The sequence below is a fragment of the Seohaeicola sp. 4SK31 genome (assembly GCF_028802875.1).
Lineage (GTDB): Bacteria > Pseudomonadota > Alphaproteobacteria > Rhodobacterales > Rhodobacteraceae > Seohaeicola.
This window is the reverse complement of the sequence record NZ_JARAMP010000017.1, coordinates 11,950-27,475: the sequence shown is the minus strand read 5'-3', so window position 1 is coordinate 27,475 and position 15,526 is coordinate 11,950. Positions and strand designations below refer to the sequence as shown.

17 protein-coding genes and 1 tRNA gene are annotated in these 15,526 nt (G+C 64.2%); 8 read left to right on the top strand and 10 right to left on the bottom strand.

Annotation, left to right across the window (positions count from 1 at the left end):
* Nucleotides 1-285 precede the first annotated feature (285 nt).
* Nucleotides 286-1,200: a hypothetical protein gene (locus tag PVW27_RS14620; protein WP_274558909.1), complete on the top strand. Its 915-nt coding sequence runs from the start codon at nucleotides 286-288 to the stop codon at nucleotides 1,198-1,200.
* Nucleotides 1,201-1,268: 68 nt separating this feature from the next.
* Here the strand turns inward: PVW27_RS14620 and xth are convergent, their stop codons facing one another.
* Both xth and PVW27_RS14610 read right to left on the bottom strand, forming a co-directional pair.
* A complete protein-coding gene (gene xth / locus PVW27_RS14615; protein ID WP_274558907.1) occupies nucleotides 1,269-2,048 on the bottom strand; it encodes an exodeoxyribonuclease III in 780 nt (259 codons plus the stop codon).
* A gap of 132 nt (nucleotides 2,049-2,180) precedes the next feature.
* Entirely contained in the window at nucleotides 2,181-2,504 is a 324-nt protein-coding gene (locus tag PVW27_RS14610; protein ID WP_274558906.1) for a HesB/IscA family protein, read from the bottom strand.
* 82 nt (nucleotides 2,505-2,586) lie between these two features.
* Here PVW27_RS14610 and PVW27_RS14605 point away from each other — a divergent pair, with 82 nt between their 5' ends.
* From PVW27_RS14605 to PVW27_RS14575, 7 genes are all read left to right on the top strand, one after another.
* Nucleotides 2,587-3,753, top strand: coding sequence for a deoxyguanosinetriphosphate triphosphohydrolase (locus PVW27_RS14605; RefSeq protein WP_274558905.1), 1,167 nt, complete (start codon nucleotides 2,587-2,589; stop codon nucleotides 3,751-3,753).
* 112 nt (nucleotides 3,754-3,865) lie between these two features.
* Complete coding sequence (argS, locus tag PVW27_RS14600) at nucleotides 3,866-5,611, top strand: arginine--tRNA ligase (RefSeq protein WP_274558904.1); 1,746 nt, start codon at nucleotides 3,866-3,868, stop codon at nucleotides 5,609-5,611.
* A gap of 104 nt (nucleotides 5,612-5,715) precedes the next feature.
* On the top strand, nucleotides 5,716-6,789 hold the full coding sequence (locus PVW27_RS14595; protein WP_274558902.1) for an SPOR domain-containing protein: 1,074 nt from the start codon (nucleotides 5,716-5,718) through the stop codon (nucleotides 6,787-6,789).
* Nucleotides 6,765-7,793, top strand: a complete 1,029-nt coding sequence (nagZ, locus tag PVW27_RS14590; RefSeq protein WP_274558900.1) for a beta-N-acetylhexosaminidase — start codon at nucleotides 6,765-6,767, stop codon at nucleotides 7,791-7,793. The genes PVW27_RS14595 and nagZ overlap by 25 nt, the downstream gene beginning before the upstream one ends.
* Nucleotides 7,786-8,595, top strand: a complete 810-nt coding sequence (locus PVW27_RS14585) for a segregation and condensation protein A (protein ID WP_274558898.1) — start codon at nucleotides 7,786-7,788, stop codon at nucleotides 8,593-8,595. Before nagZ ends, PVW27_RS14585 begins: the two co-directional genes overlap by 8 nt.
* Nucleotides 8,588-9,301: an SMC-Scp complex subunit ScpB gene (gene scpB, locus PVW27_RS14580; RefSeq protein WP_432762083.1), complete on the top strand. Its 714-nt coding sequence runs from the start codon at nucleotides 8,588-8,590 to the stop codon at nucleotides 9,299-9,301. Before PVW27_RS14585 ends, scpB begins: the two co-directional genes overlap by 8 nt.
* Nucleotides 9,302-9,398: 97 nt before the next feature.
* Nucleotides 9,399-9,602 (top strand): hypothetical protein, encoded by a 204-nt coding sequence (locus PVW27_RS14575; protein WP_274558896.1) that lies wholly within the window; start codon nucleotides 9,399-9,401, stop codon nucleotides 9,600-9,602.
* 80 nt (nucleotides 9,603-9,682) lie between these two features.
* Here PVW27_RS14575 and PVW27_RS14570 read toward each other — a convergent pair whose 3' ends face one another.
* From PVW27_RS14570 to PVW27_RS14535, 8 genes are all read right to left on the bottom strand, one after another.
* On the bottom strand, nucleotides 9,683-10,759 hold the full coding sequence (locus PVW27_RS14570) for a 2'-deoxycytidine 5'-triphosphate deaminase (protein WP_274558894.1): 1,077 nt from the start codon (nucleotides 10,757-10,759) through the stop codon (nucleotides 9,683-9,685).
* Nucleotides 10,760-10,854: 95 nt separating this feature from the next.
* Nucleotides 10,855-10,931: transfer RNA gene (locus tag PVW27_RS14565), tRNA-Pro, on the bottom strand.
* 61 nt (nucleotides 10,932-10,992) lie between these two features.
* Nucleotides 10,993-11,775 carry a MerR family transcriptional regulator gene (locus PVW27_RS14560; RefSeq protein ID WP_274558892.1) on the bottom strand — a complete coding sequence of 261 codons (783 nt, stop codon included), beginning with the start codon at nucleotides 11,773-11,775 and terminating at the stop codon, nucleotides 10,993-10,995.
* Nucleotides 11,776-11,790: 15 nt separating this feature from the next.
* Nucleotides 11,791-12,093, bottom strand: a complete 303-nt coding sequence (gene ihfA, locus PVW27_RS14555; protein ID WP_274558891.1) for an integration host factor subunit alpha — start codon at nucleotides 12,091-12,093, stop codon at nucleotides 11,791-11,793.
* A gap of 145 nt (nucleotides 12,094-12,238) precedes the next feature.
* Nucleotides 12,239-13,210, bottom strand: coding sequence for a beta-ketoacyl-ACP synthase III (locus PVW27_RS14550; protein WP_274558889.1), 972 nt, complete (start codon nucleotides 13,208-13,210; stop codon nucleotides 12,239-12,241).
* Entirely contained in the window at nucleotides 13,207-14,304 is a 1,098-nt protein-coding gene (gene plsX / locus PVW27_RS14545) for a phosphate acyltransferase PlsX (protein ID WP_274558887.1), read from the bottom strand. Before plsX ends, PVW27_RS14550 begins: the two co-directional genes overlap by 4 nt.
* A 22-nt stretch (nucleotides 14,305-14,326) precedes the next feature.
* Nucleotides 14,327-14,533 carry a 50S ribosomal protein L32 gene (rpmF, locus tag PVW27_RS14540; protein WP_274558885.1) on the bottom strand — a complete coding sequence of 69 codons (207 nt, stop codon included), beginning with the start codon at nucleotides 14,531-14,533 and terminating at the stop codon, nucleotides 14,327-14,329.
* A 306-nt stretch (nucleotides 14,534-14,839) separates the two neighbouring features.
* Nucleotides 14,840-15,406 carry a YceD family protein gene (locus PVW27_RS14535; protein WP_274558883.1) on the bottom strand — a complete coding sequence of 189 codons (567 nt, stop codon included), beginning with the start codon at nucleotides 15,404-15,406 and terminating at the stop codon, nucleotides 14,840-14,842.
* Nucleotides 15,407-15,526: the final 120 nt, after the last annotated feature.

The window sequence follows — 15,526 nt, the reverse complement described above, 5'->3', positions numbered from 1 at the left end:
GCAGCCCTGCCACGGCGCGGCGCAAAAACTATCTGAAATTGTGCGACCCGCGCGGCCCATCCCATCGCCATGGCCCTTGAATTGCAAGGCAAGTCAGATTTCCACAAACAATGCAGAAGCTTAGGTCAGCCATTTCGATCTTGCACGAAACGCCATCTCATGTGCTTCATGCAATCGAGGATTGAGCCAAGTCACAAGAACACATCTTTTTTCAGATGCAGATGTTTGTCGCGCAAAGACGCCAAGCGCCGATCCTCAGGCCATTTCATATCGAGGAGATACATCATGAAACCCTATTCACCTGTCCTTCTGGGCGCCTTGGTCGCCACCCTTCCACTTGGCGTTGCCGCACAGGAAATGTCCGGCGCCGCCACCCTTGGCTATGGCAGCTTCAGCGCCTCGGACGGGTTCGCGGACAGTTCCGTGCTGTCGCTGGATGGCAAGCTCGGCGTGACCTATGACAACGGCCTGTCCTTTGGGGCCACGGCCTCGACCGCGACGGCCGATGTCGACGGCATTACCGAGGATATCAACGTCAGCACGCTGGGCCTGACCGGCGGATTTGTGTTCTCGAATTTCTGGGCCGTCGGGGCTTATTTCGAATTTGCCGAAGTCGATGTCGACGGGCTGGGCAGCGATTCAACCGACTCCTACGGCCTGTCGGTGGGATATGACAGCGACCTCATGGCGTTCGAGATCTTCGCCGGGGAAACGGATACCGACCTTCTGGCGGGCACGGGCGTGGACTGGACCGATCTGGGCGCGCGCGTGTCGTTCAACATCGGCACGGATGCCGTCATCGGCGGCCATGTCTTGCGCTCGCGCCTCTCGGACGGGACCGACGATGTTGATCTCACCACGCTCGGGCTGGGGGGACACTATGCCTTGGGCAATGGTTTCACCGGCTTTGCCGGCGTGACCCGCGCCGAGGTCGATGTGTTCACCGGTGATGTCACGACCTTTGGTCTGGGTGTCGGCTATGACCTGATGGCGGTGGCCAATGTCCCGGCGACCCTGTCGCTGGAACTGGCCCGCGCAAGGCTGGATGACGGCGTCGACACCTATAACGAGGACAGCATCCGTTTCGGGATCACCCTGCCGTTCGGTGCCGCAAAAACCGCGCCCCTGAACAGCGTGGCCTCCAGCGCCATGTCCCCGAACCGCACCGCCTTGACGACCGCGCTGGTGGGCGCGTTCTGACATCGGCCTGACCGCCATGCAAAAGAGCGGTGCCCCGGCACCGCTCTTTTCACATCAGGCGACCTGCCTCAATTCTCAAGCGTCACCCAGACCGGCACATGGTCTGACGGTTTCTCGCGCCCGCGCACCTGCTTGTCGATGCCCACACCCGTCAGCATATCCGCGCAAGAGGGGCTCAGCAGCAGATGGTCGATGCGGATCCCGTTGTTCCGCTCCCACGCGCCCGCCTGATAATCCCAGAATGAATAATGGCCGGGACCGGACACCCGTGCGCGAAACGCGTCGGTCAGGCCCAGATTGACGATCCGGCGAAAGGCCGCCCGACTCTCGGGCAGGGCCAGCGCATCATCGCGCCATGCCTCGGGCTTGGCCGCATCCTCGTCCTGCGGGATGATGTTGTAATCCCCCGCCATCAGAAAGGGGATTTCCTGCGCCAGCAGATCTGCCGCCCGCGCCTGCAAGCGTTTCATCCATGACAGCTTGTAATCGTATTTCGGCCCCGGCGTGGGATTCCCGTTGGGCAGGTAAAGCCCGCAGATCCGCAGCGCCTGCTTGCCCACAACCGTTGCCTCGATATAGCGGGCCTGTTCATCGCTCTCATCACCCGGCAGGCCGCGCATCACATCTTCCAGCGGCAGTTTCGACAGGATCGCCACCCCGTTGAAGGATTTCTGCCCGTGGGTTTCCAGATTGTAGCCGCGATCCTCGATGATCTCGCGCGGGAAAGCCTCATCGACGGATTTGATCTCCTGCAAGACCACCACATCGGGCTGCTCTTCATCCAGCCATTGCGGCAAGGCGTCGATCCGCGCCTTGATGCCGTTGATGTTGAATGTGGCGATCTTCATGGCGGCATGTCCTTGGCTGGGGGTGATCCGATCCCTATCCCGCAGCAGGCCGCGTCATGCAAGCCCGGTCTGGCCGTCATCGGTCACGCCTGCCTTCATGAAAAGTGTGCGTTAACCATTATAACGCCTTGATCACATGGAAAAAGAAATCCCGCAGCCGCAAGAGGACGAGGCATTCGGGTTCTCGATCACGAACCGCGCGCCGATCAACTCTTCGGAAAAGTCGATCACCGCCCCGGCCAGAAACGGCAACGAGACGGAATCGACAACCACCCGCTCGCCTTCGCCTTCCAGCACCAGATCGTCGGCGGCAGGCGCATCCAGCTTGATCTCGTATTGAAAGCCGGAACAGCCGCCGCCTTCCACCGCCACGCGCAGGGCCTGACCTTGCCCTGCGGCGCCGATCTCGGCCAGCCGGGCAAAGGCGCGGGGGGTCACTTTGGGGGGCAGTTGCATCAGGGCGCTCCTCGACGGTTTCGCATCGTCATGAAACCGAATATATGGGGCGCAAGCACAGGCGACAAGGACCACACGGCAGATGACAGCACCCTATGCGTCAAACCCGGCACAGACGCGCGGGCGGCTGGTGCCCGAGGAAGAAAGCGTCTTTCGCACGCCTTTTCAACGGGACCGTGACCGGATCATCCATTCCAGCGCCTTCCGGCGGCTGAAACACAAGACGCAGGTGTTCATCGAACACGAGGGCGACTATTTCCGCACGCGCCTGACCCATTCCATTGAAGTGGCGCAGGTCGCGCGCACCGTGGCGGGCGCGCTTGGCCTGAACGCCGAACTGACCGAGGCGGTGGCCCTCGCCCATGACCTTGGCCATCCCCCCTTCGGCCATACGGGCGAGGATGCGCTGCAAGCCCTGATGGCCCCTTATGGCGGGTTCGATCACAACGCGCAGGCGATCCGCATCGTCACCTCGCTGGAGCGGCACTATGCCGAATGGGACGGTCTGAACCTGACATGGGAAACGCTGGAGGGCATCGCAAAGCATAATGGCCCAGTGACGGGGCAAATCCCCTATGCGCTTGCCGATTACAACGCCCGCCACGATCTGGAACTGCACACCCATGCCAGCGCCGAGGCGCAGGTGGCCGCCTTGGCCGATGACATCGCCTATAACAACCACGACCTGCATGACGGGTTGCGGGCGGAACTCTTTTCCACCGACGAACTGGCGGAACTGCCGATCCTTCATGGCTGTTTCGCCGAAGTCGACCGCCTCTATCCCGGCCTCAACTACTACCGCCGCCGACACGAGGCGCTGCGCCGCTTCTTCGGCATCCTTGTCGCCGATGTGATCGACGTCAGCCGCGCGAACCTGACCGCACTCAACCCCGCCACCGCACAGGATATCCGCCTTGCCGGTCGCATGATGGTGCAGTTTTCGCCCGCTGTCTGGGCCGACCTCAAGGTGATACGCACCTTCCTTTTCCACCGCATGTATCGCGCCCCCGCCGTCGTCACGATGCGCAAATACGTCACGCAAGTGGTCCATGACCTTTTCCCCTTGTTCATGCGAGAGCCGCAGCTTCTGCCCAAACAGTGGCGCAAGGATGTGGAGGAGGCGCGGGACCATCAGGCGCTGGCCCGGATCGTGGCCGATTACATCGCTGGCATGACCGACCGTTTCGCGCTGCAGGAACATCACCGCCTTCTGGGATCGGACCCGGCGGATCGCCCGCCGGGGGTCTGAAGCGCCCCGAAAACAGGCGAATTTGACGGCTTGCTGCCCCCCGGCACCCGCCCGCGCATTGACGCGGGCGCTGGCGGTGGTAAACCGCTGACCAGTTTCAAAGGATGATGTGATGAACCTCTTCACCCAGATGCGCGCCCATGTGCTGGACACGCTGGCCGCCATGACCGCCGATGGCCTGCTGCCCGCCGGGCTGGACACCGCCGCCGTCACGGTCGAGCCGCCGCGCGATGCGGCCCATGGCGACATGGCCACCAATGCCGCGATGGTGCTGGCCAAACCCGCAGGCCAGAACCCCCGCGCCATCGCCGAGGAACTGTCCCGCCGTCTGGCCACCGACCCGCGGATCCAGACCGCCGATGTGGCCGGACCGGGCTTCATCAACATGCGCCTGTCCAATGCGCTCTGGCAGGGTGTTGTCGGGGCGGCCCTGACGGAAGGCGCCGATTTCGGCCGCTCGACCATGGGGCAGGGCAAGCGGGTGAACGTCGAATATGTCTCCGCCAATCCCACCGGACCGCTGCATGTCGGCCATACGCGGGGCGCGGTGTTCGGCGATGCGCTGGCCAGCCTTCTGGCCTATGCGGGCTATGACGTGACGCGCGAATATTACATCAACGACGGTGGCGCGCAGGTCGATGTCCTCGCCCGTTCCGTCTATCTGCGCTATCTCGAGGCGCGCGGGCAGGAGGTGGCCTTCGTCGATGGCACCTATCCCGGCGACTACCTGATCCCCGTGGGTCAGGCGCTGGCCGACACCTATGGCGACGATCTTGTGGGCAAACCCGAATCCGAATGGCTGGAAGAGATCCGCGATTTCGCCACCGACGCCATGATGCACCTGATCCGCGAGGATCTGGCCTCGCTTGGCGTCGAAATGGACGTGTTCTTCAGCGAGAAATCCCTCTACGGCACCGGCCTGATCGAAGCCGCGTTGAAGGCGCTGGACGACAAGGGCCTGATCTATGAAGGCGTCCTCGAACCCCCCAAGGGCAAAACGCCCGAGGATTGGGAACCGCGCGAACAAACCCTCTTCCGCTCGACCGCCCATGGCGATGACGTGGACCGCCCGGTCAAGAAATCCGATGGCGGCTGGACCTATTTCGCCCCCGATATCGCCTATCATTATGACAAGGTCGAACGCGGTTTCGACATGCTGATCGACGTGTTCGGCGCTGATCATGGCGGCTATGTCAAGCGGATGAAGGCGGCGGTTTCGGCCCTGTCCGATGGCCGCGTGCCCCTCGACATCAAGCTGTGCCAGTTGGTGAAGCTGTGGAAGAACGGCGAGCCCTTCAAGATGTCCAAACGCGCGGGCAATTTCGTGACCCTGCGAGATGTGGTCGAACAGGTCGGTCCCGGCGTCACGCGCTTTCACATGCTGACGCGCAAGAATGACGCGCCACTGGATTTCGATTTCGACAAGGTGCTGGAACAGTCCAAGGACAACCCGGTCTTCTATGTCCAATACGCCCATGCCCGCGTCGCCTCGGTGCTGCGCAAGGCTGCCGAGGCGGGGATCGACGTTTCGGACGCTGCGCTGCAATCGGCCGATCTCTCGGGTCTGGCCCATGACGCGGAACTGACCGTGGCGCGCAAACTGGCCGAATGGCCGCGTCTGGTCGAGATCGCGGCCCGCACCAATGAACCGCACCGCGTGGCCTTCTACCTGTATGAACTGGCCAGCGATTTTCATTCGCTCTGGAACCGGGGCAATGACGAACCCGCCCTGCGCTTCATCCAGGAGGGTGAAGTGGCCACATCACAGGCGAAAATCGCCCTTGCCAAGGCCGTGGCCGTTGTCATTTCCGCCGGTCTTGGTATTCTTGGTGTCGAGGCTGTGGATGAGATGCGCTAAGGCAAGGCTTTCTTGCCAACATAAAAGCGCACGATAGATCCGCAGGCATCGGCAGAGCAGCGAACTGCAGGGGGCAAAGCATCCCCTGTGGCGGAAAGGCGGACATGGCAGATTATCTTGCAGAGGGGCGCGTCGTCGCGCCCGGCGCGCGCAAACCTGATGTCGCGCCCGGTGCGCGCAGATCCGATGATGCGCCCGGCGCGCGCAGATCCATCGGCACTGTGACGAACTGGGTCGGGGCAGGCTTGTCGCTTGCCTTGATCGTGGGGGTCACGGTCTGGGGATACAAACTTCTGATGCGCGACGTGAACGGCATCCCGGTCGTGCGCGCCACCGAAGGGCCGATGCGGATGCAACCCGAAACCCCGGGTGGCAGCACCGCCGACCATCTGGGCCTTGCCGTGAATACCGTGGCCGCCACCGGCACCGCCGCCCCGCCGCCGGATCGTCTGGTGCTGGCCCCGCGCCCTGTCGATCTTCTGGACGAGGATGTAGCGACCGCCGAACTGATGGCCGTCGCGCAGATCCTGCCGATGCCCGAACCGCAACCCGCCGCGACCGAGGTCGATCCCGCTCTCTCGGTCTTGACCGCAGGTCTGGGACCTGACGGCACAGTGGCAACGGGCGACGCCGTGATCGAGAACGTCGCAATGGTCCGCGCCGAGCCCGACTCCATGTCGGCCATGGTGGACCAGATCCTCGCACAAGTCCTGCAGGGCGAGGGCGAAGCCCCGTCCGAGACAGCCGCCGCGCCGGACATCGCCGTGCCCCCGGTCGAGGGCGGCATCGGCCAGTCCCTGCGCCCGCAGGTGCGCCCCGCCTCGGTTCTGCGTGTCGCCGCCGCCAGCCCCGCCGCAGCTCTTGGCGCGCTGGCCGTGACCCCGACCGCACTGGCGGTGGAGGATGTGGACCCCGACACGATCCCCGCAGGCACCCGTCTGGTGCAGCTTGGTGCCTATGACAGCCCCGAGGTCGCGAAAAAGGAATGGGACAAGCTCGCTGCGCGCTTTGGCGACTATCTGGAGGGCAAATCCCGCGTGATCCAGCTGGCCGAAAGCGGCGGGCGCAACTTCTATCGCCTGCGCGCGATGGGCTTTGCCGATATCAACGACTCGCGCCGCTTCTGTTCCGCCCTTGTGGCCGAACGCGCCGAATGTATCCCGGTCAGCGCCAAGTGAGCCGCTTCGGTGCCACCATCCTCGACGCCGAAGGGCTGCGCCTGACCGCCGATGAAAAGGCGTTCTTCCGCGAGGCCGACCCGTTCGGCTTCATCCTCTTTGCCCGCAATATCGACACGCCCGATCAGGTCCGCGCCCTCTGTGCCGAGATGCGTGATGCCGTGGGCCGCGAGGCCATGATCACCATCGATCAGGAAGGCGGCCGCGTCCAGCGCCTGCGCGCGCCGCTCTGGCGCGAATGGCTGCCTGCGCTGGATCATGTGACCGCTGCCGGCGATCGCGCGGCCGAGGCCATGTATCTGCGCTTTCGCATCATCGCCGCCGAACTGCGCGATCTGGGGATCGACAGCAACTGTGCGCCCTTGGCCGATATCGCCTCGGACATTACCCATCCTTTCCTGAAAAACCGCTGCTACGGCACCGATGCCGCCCAGGTCACAGCCATGGCCCGTGCGGTGGCGGATGGTCTTCTGGACGGTGGCGTATTGCCCGTGTTGAAACACATCCCCGGCCATGGCCGCGCCACCGCCGACAGCCATCTGGACCTGCCGCGCGTCACCGACTCTCTCGACGACCTGCGCGCCACCGATTTCGCGCCGTTCAAAGCCCTCAATGACCTGCCCATGGCGATGACCGCCCATCTAGTCTACGCCGCCATCGACGACCAGCCGGCCACCCTCTCGCCCAAGCTCATGCAGATCATGCGGGACGAGATCGGCTATGACGGGCTGATCATGACCGACGACATCTCGATGAAGGCGCTCAAGGGCGATCTCGCCCAGATCAGCCGCGATGCGCTGGCCGCAGGCTGCGACGTGATCCTGCTCTGCAACGGCACCCTGGCCGAGCGTCGCGCCGTGGCCGAGGCGTCGGGCCAGATGACCGCCGCCGCCCAGACCCGCGCGGACCGCGCCCTTGCGGCCCGTCGCACACCGGATTCAGTTGACATCGCGGCGCTGGACGCGCAGCTTGAGGCGCTTCTGAACGGGCGCCGGTATGGTTGAGAATATCTTCGAGGAACAGGGACAGCGTGACGGTCCCGGCAGCGTCGCCGACCGGCTGGCGGCCGAGGCGCTGATCGTCGACGTGGACGGCTTTGAAGGCCCGCTTGACCTGCTGCTGACCCTGTCACGCACCCAGAAAGTGGACCTGCGCAAGATCAGCGTCCTGCATCTGGCCCAACAATACCTCGCCTTCGTGGAACGCGCCAAGGCGCTGCGGCTCGAACTCGCTGCCGATTATCTGGTGATGGCCGCATGGCTGGCCTTCCTGAAATCCCGCCTGCTCCTGCCCCCCGATCCGCATGAGGACGGCCCCTCGGGCGAGGAACTGGCCGCCCATCTGGCCTTTCAGCTGGAACGGCTGGCCGCGATGCGCGACGTGGCTGCCCGCCTGATGGCCCGCGACCAGAAGGGGCGCGATTTCTTTGCGCGCGGCGTGCCCGAAGACGTGATGCGCATCCGCACCGTGCGGTATACGGCCACGCTACTGGATCTGATGCAGGGCTATGCCCGCATCCGCACGCGCGACGATTTCCGTCCCTTCGTGATGGATCGCGATTCGGTCTTTACCATGGAACAGGCGCTGGCGCGGATGCGCGGGCTGATCGGCTTTGCGGGCGACTGGACCGATATCGCCAGCTACCTGCCCGAAGGCTGGGAGGTCGATCCGATCCGCCGCCGCTCGGCTACGGCCGCCACCTTTGCCGCCTCGCTTGAACTGGTCAAGGAAGGCCGCGCCGAACTGCGCCAGTCCGACACCTTCGCCCCCATCCAGCTACGCCGACGCGAGGGCCGCGATGTCTGATCCGCTTGACGATGACAAGGATGATCTTCTTGCCGACGATCTGCCCGGCGACGATCTGCCCGAGGAGGAAGAGCGCAGCCTCTTCGAAGCCCCGCCCATGGGCGAGCAGGAGCGCATGGTCGAGGCGATTCTCTTCGCCACGGCCGAACCCGTGACGGTTCGCGACCTCGAAGCCCGGATGCCCCATGGCTGCGACGCGGCCGAGGCGCTGGTCTATCTGCGCAAACGCTATTCCGGGCGCGGCGTGCATCTGGTCAAGGTGGGCGACGCCTGGGCCATGCGCACCGCCCCCGATCTGGGCTTTCTGATGCAGAAGGAAACGGTCGAGACGCGCAAGCTCAGCCGAGCCGCGATCGAAACGCTGGCCATCATCGCCTATCACCAGCCCGTCACCCGCGCCGAGATCGAGGAGATCCGCGGTGTATCCGTCAGCCGGGGCACGGTGGACCAATTGCTTGAAATGGAATGGATCCGGTTCGGACGGCGCAAGATGACACCGGGCCGCCCCGTCACCTTCGTCGTGACCGAGGCGTTTCTGGATCATTTCGGGCTGGAAAGCGCCCGCGACCTGCCGGGCCTCAAGGAATTGCGCGCCGCAGGCCTGCTGGACAACCGCCTGCCACCCTCGGCCATGCCACAACTGGGCGAAGGCGAAGACCCCGAGGACGAAGCCAGCGAAGGCCAAAGCGAACTCTTCGAGGATTGAACGGGAATTTTCAGGCCGAACACCCTGAAAATTCCATATTTCCGTGTTATCTGTCTGGCAAGGCCCGCAAGACGGCCGTTGTGGCAAGGAGTGCAGGATGAACGTCAATCAACTGATCAACATGGTTTTCAAGCTGTTCCTGCGCAAAGCCGTGAACGGCGGACTCAATGCAGGCATGCGCAGGATGTCGGGCCCGGGCAAGGGGCAGGGTGGTGCCCCGATGGATGCAGGCCAAGGCAAAGCGGCCGTGCGCAAGGCGCGTCAGGCCGCCCGCATCGCGCGGCAGATGGGCAAGATGTGATCATCCTGCGGCGTCGCGGCGGATGCGCCGTGGCATGATGGATATTTGAAGCAAGAAGAAACAGGATCGACGCGCGGGACTCAGCCCATGCGGAAATGCTTGCTCAGTTTCAGGCCCTGACCCTGATAGTTGGAGGCAATGCCGCGCCCGTAAAGCTGCTTGGGTTCGGCGCGCATGCGCTCATAGACCAGTCGGCCCACGATCTGCCCGTGTTCCAGCACAAAGGGCGCCTCGTGGCAGCGCACTTCCAGCACGCCGCGCGATCCCGCACCCCCCGCCGCGTCATGGCCGAAACCGGGGTCGAAGAAACCCGCGTAATGGACACGGAACTCGCCCACCATCGCCAGATAAGGCGCCATTTCGGCGGCATAGGCGGGCGGAATGCTGACGGCTTCGCGGCTGACAAGGATATAGAAGGCACCGGGATCAAGGATGATCTGCCCGTTATCCGAGCGCACATCCTCCCAATACTCCGCCGGGTCATACTGGCCGATCCGGTCAAGGTCGATCACCCCGGTATGAGGCTTGGCGCGGTAGCCGACCAGATTGCCCGACGCGGGGCGCAGATCGACCGAAAAGCCCAGACCGTCGTCGATCACAGCCTCACCATCGACCAGCGGCGAGGCGCGGTGCAGCGCCGTCAGCTCGGAATCGCTGAGCACCGATTGCCCGGCGCGGAAACGGATCTGGTTCAACCGCATGCCGGGGCGCACCAGCACGGAAAAGGACCGGGGGCAGATTTCTGCATAAAGCGGACCGTGATACCCCTGCGGGATGCGGTCGAACTCGGTGCCGCCATCAGTGATCGTGCGCGTCAGCAGATCAAGGCGCCCGGTCGAGGATTTCGCATTGGCCACCGCCTGAATCCCCTCGGGCAGGGCCAGGTTCTCCATCAGCGGCACCACATAGACGCAGCCTTTTTCCAGCACGGCCCCTTGGGTCAGGTCCACGCGGTGCATCTCGAACTCGGCCAGACGGTCGGCCACGCGGCACCCATGCCCCGCCAGAAACGAGGCGCGCACGCGATAGGCAACGGTGCCCAGCCGCAGGTCAAGACTGGCCGGCTGGATCTGATCGGGCAGGGGTTCGGGACTGGCGGCGATCTGGCCTGCGGCGATCATCGCCTCGATATCCTGGCTGGGGATCACTCCGGTCATGTGGCGCCCTTTTCGCAGCGGGATGGCCTGTGGCCTGATGTGCAAATCGCCCGGAGCCTTGCAGCACACGAGCGATTGCGGAACCGTCGAATTTTTGGTCGGGCTAGCAGGACTCGAACCTGCGACCTTCCGTCCCCCAGACGGACGCGCTACCAGGCTGCGCTATAGCCCGACGGTTCGGCAGTCATACTGTATTTCGCCGCAGGGGCAAGGGGTAATTCCCACTTTTTGCGTCAGCTTCTGCGGGCTGCGGACAGGCGCGCGATCAGATCGTCAAGCCGCGCCAGAATCGGCACGAACGCCTCACGCGCCGTGTCGGGAATCGGGTCACGCCGCGCGATGATGACGCTCAGCAAACCGGGCGAGGGCTGGATCGACGCCAGATCAGGGGCCGGGGGCAGATCGGCCCCGAGAGCCGGTGTCGCGGGGTCCGGTGCTGCGGCGCTATTGGCGGCCACGACATCCGGCGGGGCAGACCGCGCCTGCTCCTGCGGCGCTTCCGGCAGCGCTGCGGCCATGGGCAGGGCGTCGCCCGGCTCCTCGGACGCCGTCACGCTGTCGCTGTCAGAGGCCCCATCATCCCGACTCAGATCAGCCGGCACGGGTGGCCGCGCGCCCATCTCCGCGACCGGGGCGGGCGGGGTCTGCAAGATCGTCCCTGCCATCGGGGCGGGGCTGGCCGCAGCGGCCTCCCCGGCCTCTACCAACGCATCGACCGTCTGCACCGCACCGTCATCATCCAATGGCTGCGACATCGCCGTGACATAGCGAACCCCTTGTTCGCGCAGCACTTTCTGCGCGCCCTTGATGGTCATCCCGTCATCATGCAGCAGCTTCTTGATGCCACCCAGCAGCAGCATATCCTCGGGCCGGTAATAGCGCCGCCCGCCCGCGCGCTTCACGGGCTTCACCTGATTGAACTTGCTCTCCCAGAACCGCAGCACATGGGCGGGCCGGTCCAGCCAGTCTGCCACTTCGCTGATCGTGCGAAAGGCGTCCGGGGATTTGCCTGCCATATGCCCTTGTCCTTTTTAGCCCTCGGGCCCGGAAGCCACGCGCTCTTTCATCAGATGCGAGGGGCGGAAGGTCAGCACCCGGCGCGGATTGATCGGCACTTCTTCGCCGGTCTTGGGGTTGCGGCCCACCCGCGCGGATTTCTCACGCACCGAGAAGGTCCCGAAGGACGAGATCTTCACCTGTTCGCCCGCCACCAGCGCGTCGGACATATGTTGCAGCACGCTTTCGACAAGCTGGCTGCTGTCATTCCGCGACAGGCCGACTTCGCGGAAGATCGCTTCGCTCAGATCCATTCGGGTCAAGGTCTTGTCGCTCACGTGTGGTCCCCCTCGTTTTCAGCAACCATAGGGGCAGGCTTATTTTCGAGTCAATATCAATGGCTTGCAGAGCAGGTTTTGAGCGGTACATGACCGACGCTCCGCTGCCCTTATTTACGCAGAATTCTACCGCTACCTGCGCCGCTCACCAGCGCAGCACCACCGCACCCCAGGCAAGGCCCCCGCCGATGGCCTCGGTCACGATCAGATCGCCTTGCTTGATCTGGCCACGGGCCCGGCCCACGGACAGTGCAAGGGGGATCGACGCCGCCGATGTATTGCCGTGATCCTGCACCGTCACGACCACGCGCTCCATCGGCACCTGCATCCGCTGGGCCGTGGCGGTGATGATCCGCAGATTGGCCTGATGCGGCACGATCCAGTTCACATCGCCCCCCGTCAGCCCCACCTTGTCCAGCGCGGCATGAGCGGTCTGGGCCAGTTTCTCGACCGCGTGGCGGAACACCTCGCGCCCCTGCATCCGCAGATGGCCGGTGCTTTTGGTCGAAACCCCGCCATCCACGTAAAGCAATTCGCGATGCCGCCCGTCCGAGTTCAGATCGCTTGCCAGAATGCCGCGATCCGCATTGTCGCCCTCGCCCTCCTGCGCCTCAAGGATCAGCGCGCCAGCCCCGTCCCCGAACAACACGCAGGTGGAACGGTCATTCCAGTCCATCAACTGGCTGAACGTCTCGGCCCCGATCACCAGCACGCGGCGCGCCTGACCCGACAGGATCATCCCGTTCGCATTGGCCAGCGCAAAGACAAAGCCCGCGCAAACCGCCTGCACGTCAAAGGCAAAGCCCCGCGTCATGCCCAGATTGGCCTGCACCATGGTCGCGGCGGCGGGAAAGGTGAAATCGGCGGTGGATGTGGCCAGGATGATCGCGTCCAGATCATCCGCCTCCATCCCGGCATCTTTCAGCGCGGCCTGCGCGGCGCGGGTGGCCAGATCCGATGTGGTCTGCCCTTCGGCCGCAAAATGCCGCCGCTCGATCCCCGAACGGGCGCGGATCCACTCATCCGATGTGTCTACCGTGGCCTCGAATTCGGAATTGGGCACGACTCGTTCGGGCAGATAATGCCCGACGCCCTTGACGACGGCACGAATGGTCATTGACTGTCTTCCTGTTGCGTCTGTGCATCGTGTGCGAGGGCCGCGGCAGATGCAACCCGTGCGGCCAGTTTTTCGGAAAAGCCCGATTGCGCCAGCGTGAAGGCCAACTTCACGGCGGCGGACACGCCGGTGGCATCGGCAGAACCGTGGGATTTCACCACCGTGCCGTTCAGTCCCAGAAAGACCCCGCCATTGACGCGGCGCGGGTCGATCCGGTGCTTGAGCCGGCGCAGCGAGGTCAGCGCCAGAAGCGAGGCCAGACGCGACAGGGGCGAATGTTTGAACGCCTCTTTCAGCAGGTCGCCGATCAGCTTGGCGGTGCCTTCTCCGGTTTTCAGCGCGACATTGCCGGTGAACCCGTCCGTCACGATCACGTCGCAGACATTGCCTGGGATATCGCCACCTTCGACAAAGCCCACGAATTCAAAATTGCCCCGAGATGCGACATTGCCGATCAGTTCATGGGCCGCCTTCAACTCGGCCCGGCCCTTGTTCTCCTCGGTGCCCACGTTCAGCAGGCCGACCCGCGGATGCGGCAGGTTCAACCCGTTGCGCGCATAGGACGCTCCCATCAGGGCATATTGCAGCAGGTCCTGTTCGTCGGCGCGCACATCCGCACCCACATCCAGCATCACATTGAAGCCCTGGGGATTGCGCGAGGGCCAGAGCACGGCAATCGCGGGACGGTTCACACCGGGCAGCTTGCGCAGGCGGACCATCGACAGCGCCATCAACGCGCCAGTATTGCCGCAAGACACGGCCACCGTTGCTTCGCCGTCCCGCACCGAATCGAGCGCGGACCACATCGAGGTGTCCTTGCCGTGGCGCATGATATGGCTGGGTTTGTCGGACATGGCCACGACGCCCTGTGCATCGCGGATCTCGCAGCGTCCGTTCAGATGCTTGCGCTTGGCGACCAGCCGTTCCAGCTGATCCTTGGGGCCGTGCAGGATGAAGGCGATTTCCGGGTTGATCTTGGCAGACAAGGCAATGCCGGCAACCACGGCTGCCGGCCCCAGATCGCCACCCATGGCGTCAACCGAAATAATGGTGCGCCCTGCTCGCGTCGAGGACTGGTCCGACAACGTGGACATGGGCGCCCCTTGGTTTCGACGCTTACGCCGCGTCTTCGTCCAGATCGACTTCCTCGGTCATGGCGACGACTTCACGGTCGGCGTAATGGCCGCAGGCGCCGCAGACATGGTGCGGACGCTTCAGTTCGCCACAGTTGGAGCATTCATTGGGGTTCGCTGCAACCAGTGCGTCATGCGCCCGGCGATTGTTGCGGCGCGACTTGGAGACTTTGTTTTGCTGGACGGCCATCGTGCCACCTCGATATCCTGGGGGCCTTTCGGCCCTGTTTCACATGGGTCTGGGGGCACATATTCGCTTGGCGACGCAGTGTCCAACCCTAAATTCGATTGAGCGGCGGAAAATACTGTGAATCCGCCGGTGTGCAAGCAGATTTTTGCAAGGCTTCCTTTGGTCGCCTCCGGGCGGTGCAGCCGCCTCGTGAGAGGCCCCCCGGCAAAGGTCGAAACGTTAAGATTTCCCTAATGCAGCCTGTGCAATCTGTTGGAAATCAATGGCTTGCAAATTGTCCCATGATGGGACACCGCGACGCCGCCATCAATCCTCGTCCTTGGGAGGCGTGCCCAGCTTGTCGCGCAGGGCGGCCAGCCCGGCAAAGGGTTTCATCGCCTCCTCGGTCAGCGGGGTCTGGCCCGGCTCGGTCACCGTCACGCTGCCGATCCCGGCCCCCTCCGACCGGGGCCAGGCGGGCAGGGCCAGCGCCAGTTCCTCGATCATCACGCCCTGCAGGTCGATGATGTCCCCCAAAGGCTCGGCCGTGTCATCCTCGGGCATCTCGATCTCCTCGCCCTCGGGCAGGATCGGGGTCGGATCGGCCAGATACAGCCGACGCACCGGCACGTCGATCCGTGTGGTCACCGGGTCCAGCGTCACCACACAGGGCTGCACGACCGTCGCCCCCAACGTGCCCTCCAGCAGCCAGTCGCTGCGCCCCTCCGCCCGCACGGTGCCCTTGAAGGCCAGCTTTCGCAGGCCCAGCAGGCCCATCTCCTCGGCGATCCCCTGCAGCGCCGCGGTCGCAGGGCGCAGCTCGAACGGGGTGACGCGGTTCTGGGGCAGCTCGGCCACGCGCAGGATATCTTGGGATTCGGGGGATTGGGACATGCAGTCAGACGCTTCCATTCTTGAACCGGGGGCATTCCTTCTGTAAGCGGGATAGAAGGCACAAGGGGCCAAGGCAAGAGGGCAGCGATGTCAGGCAAGCGTTTCCGGTTCGGCACATCC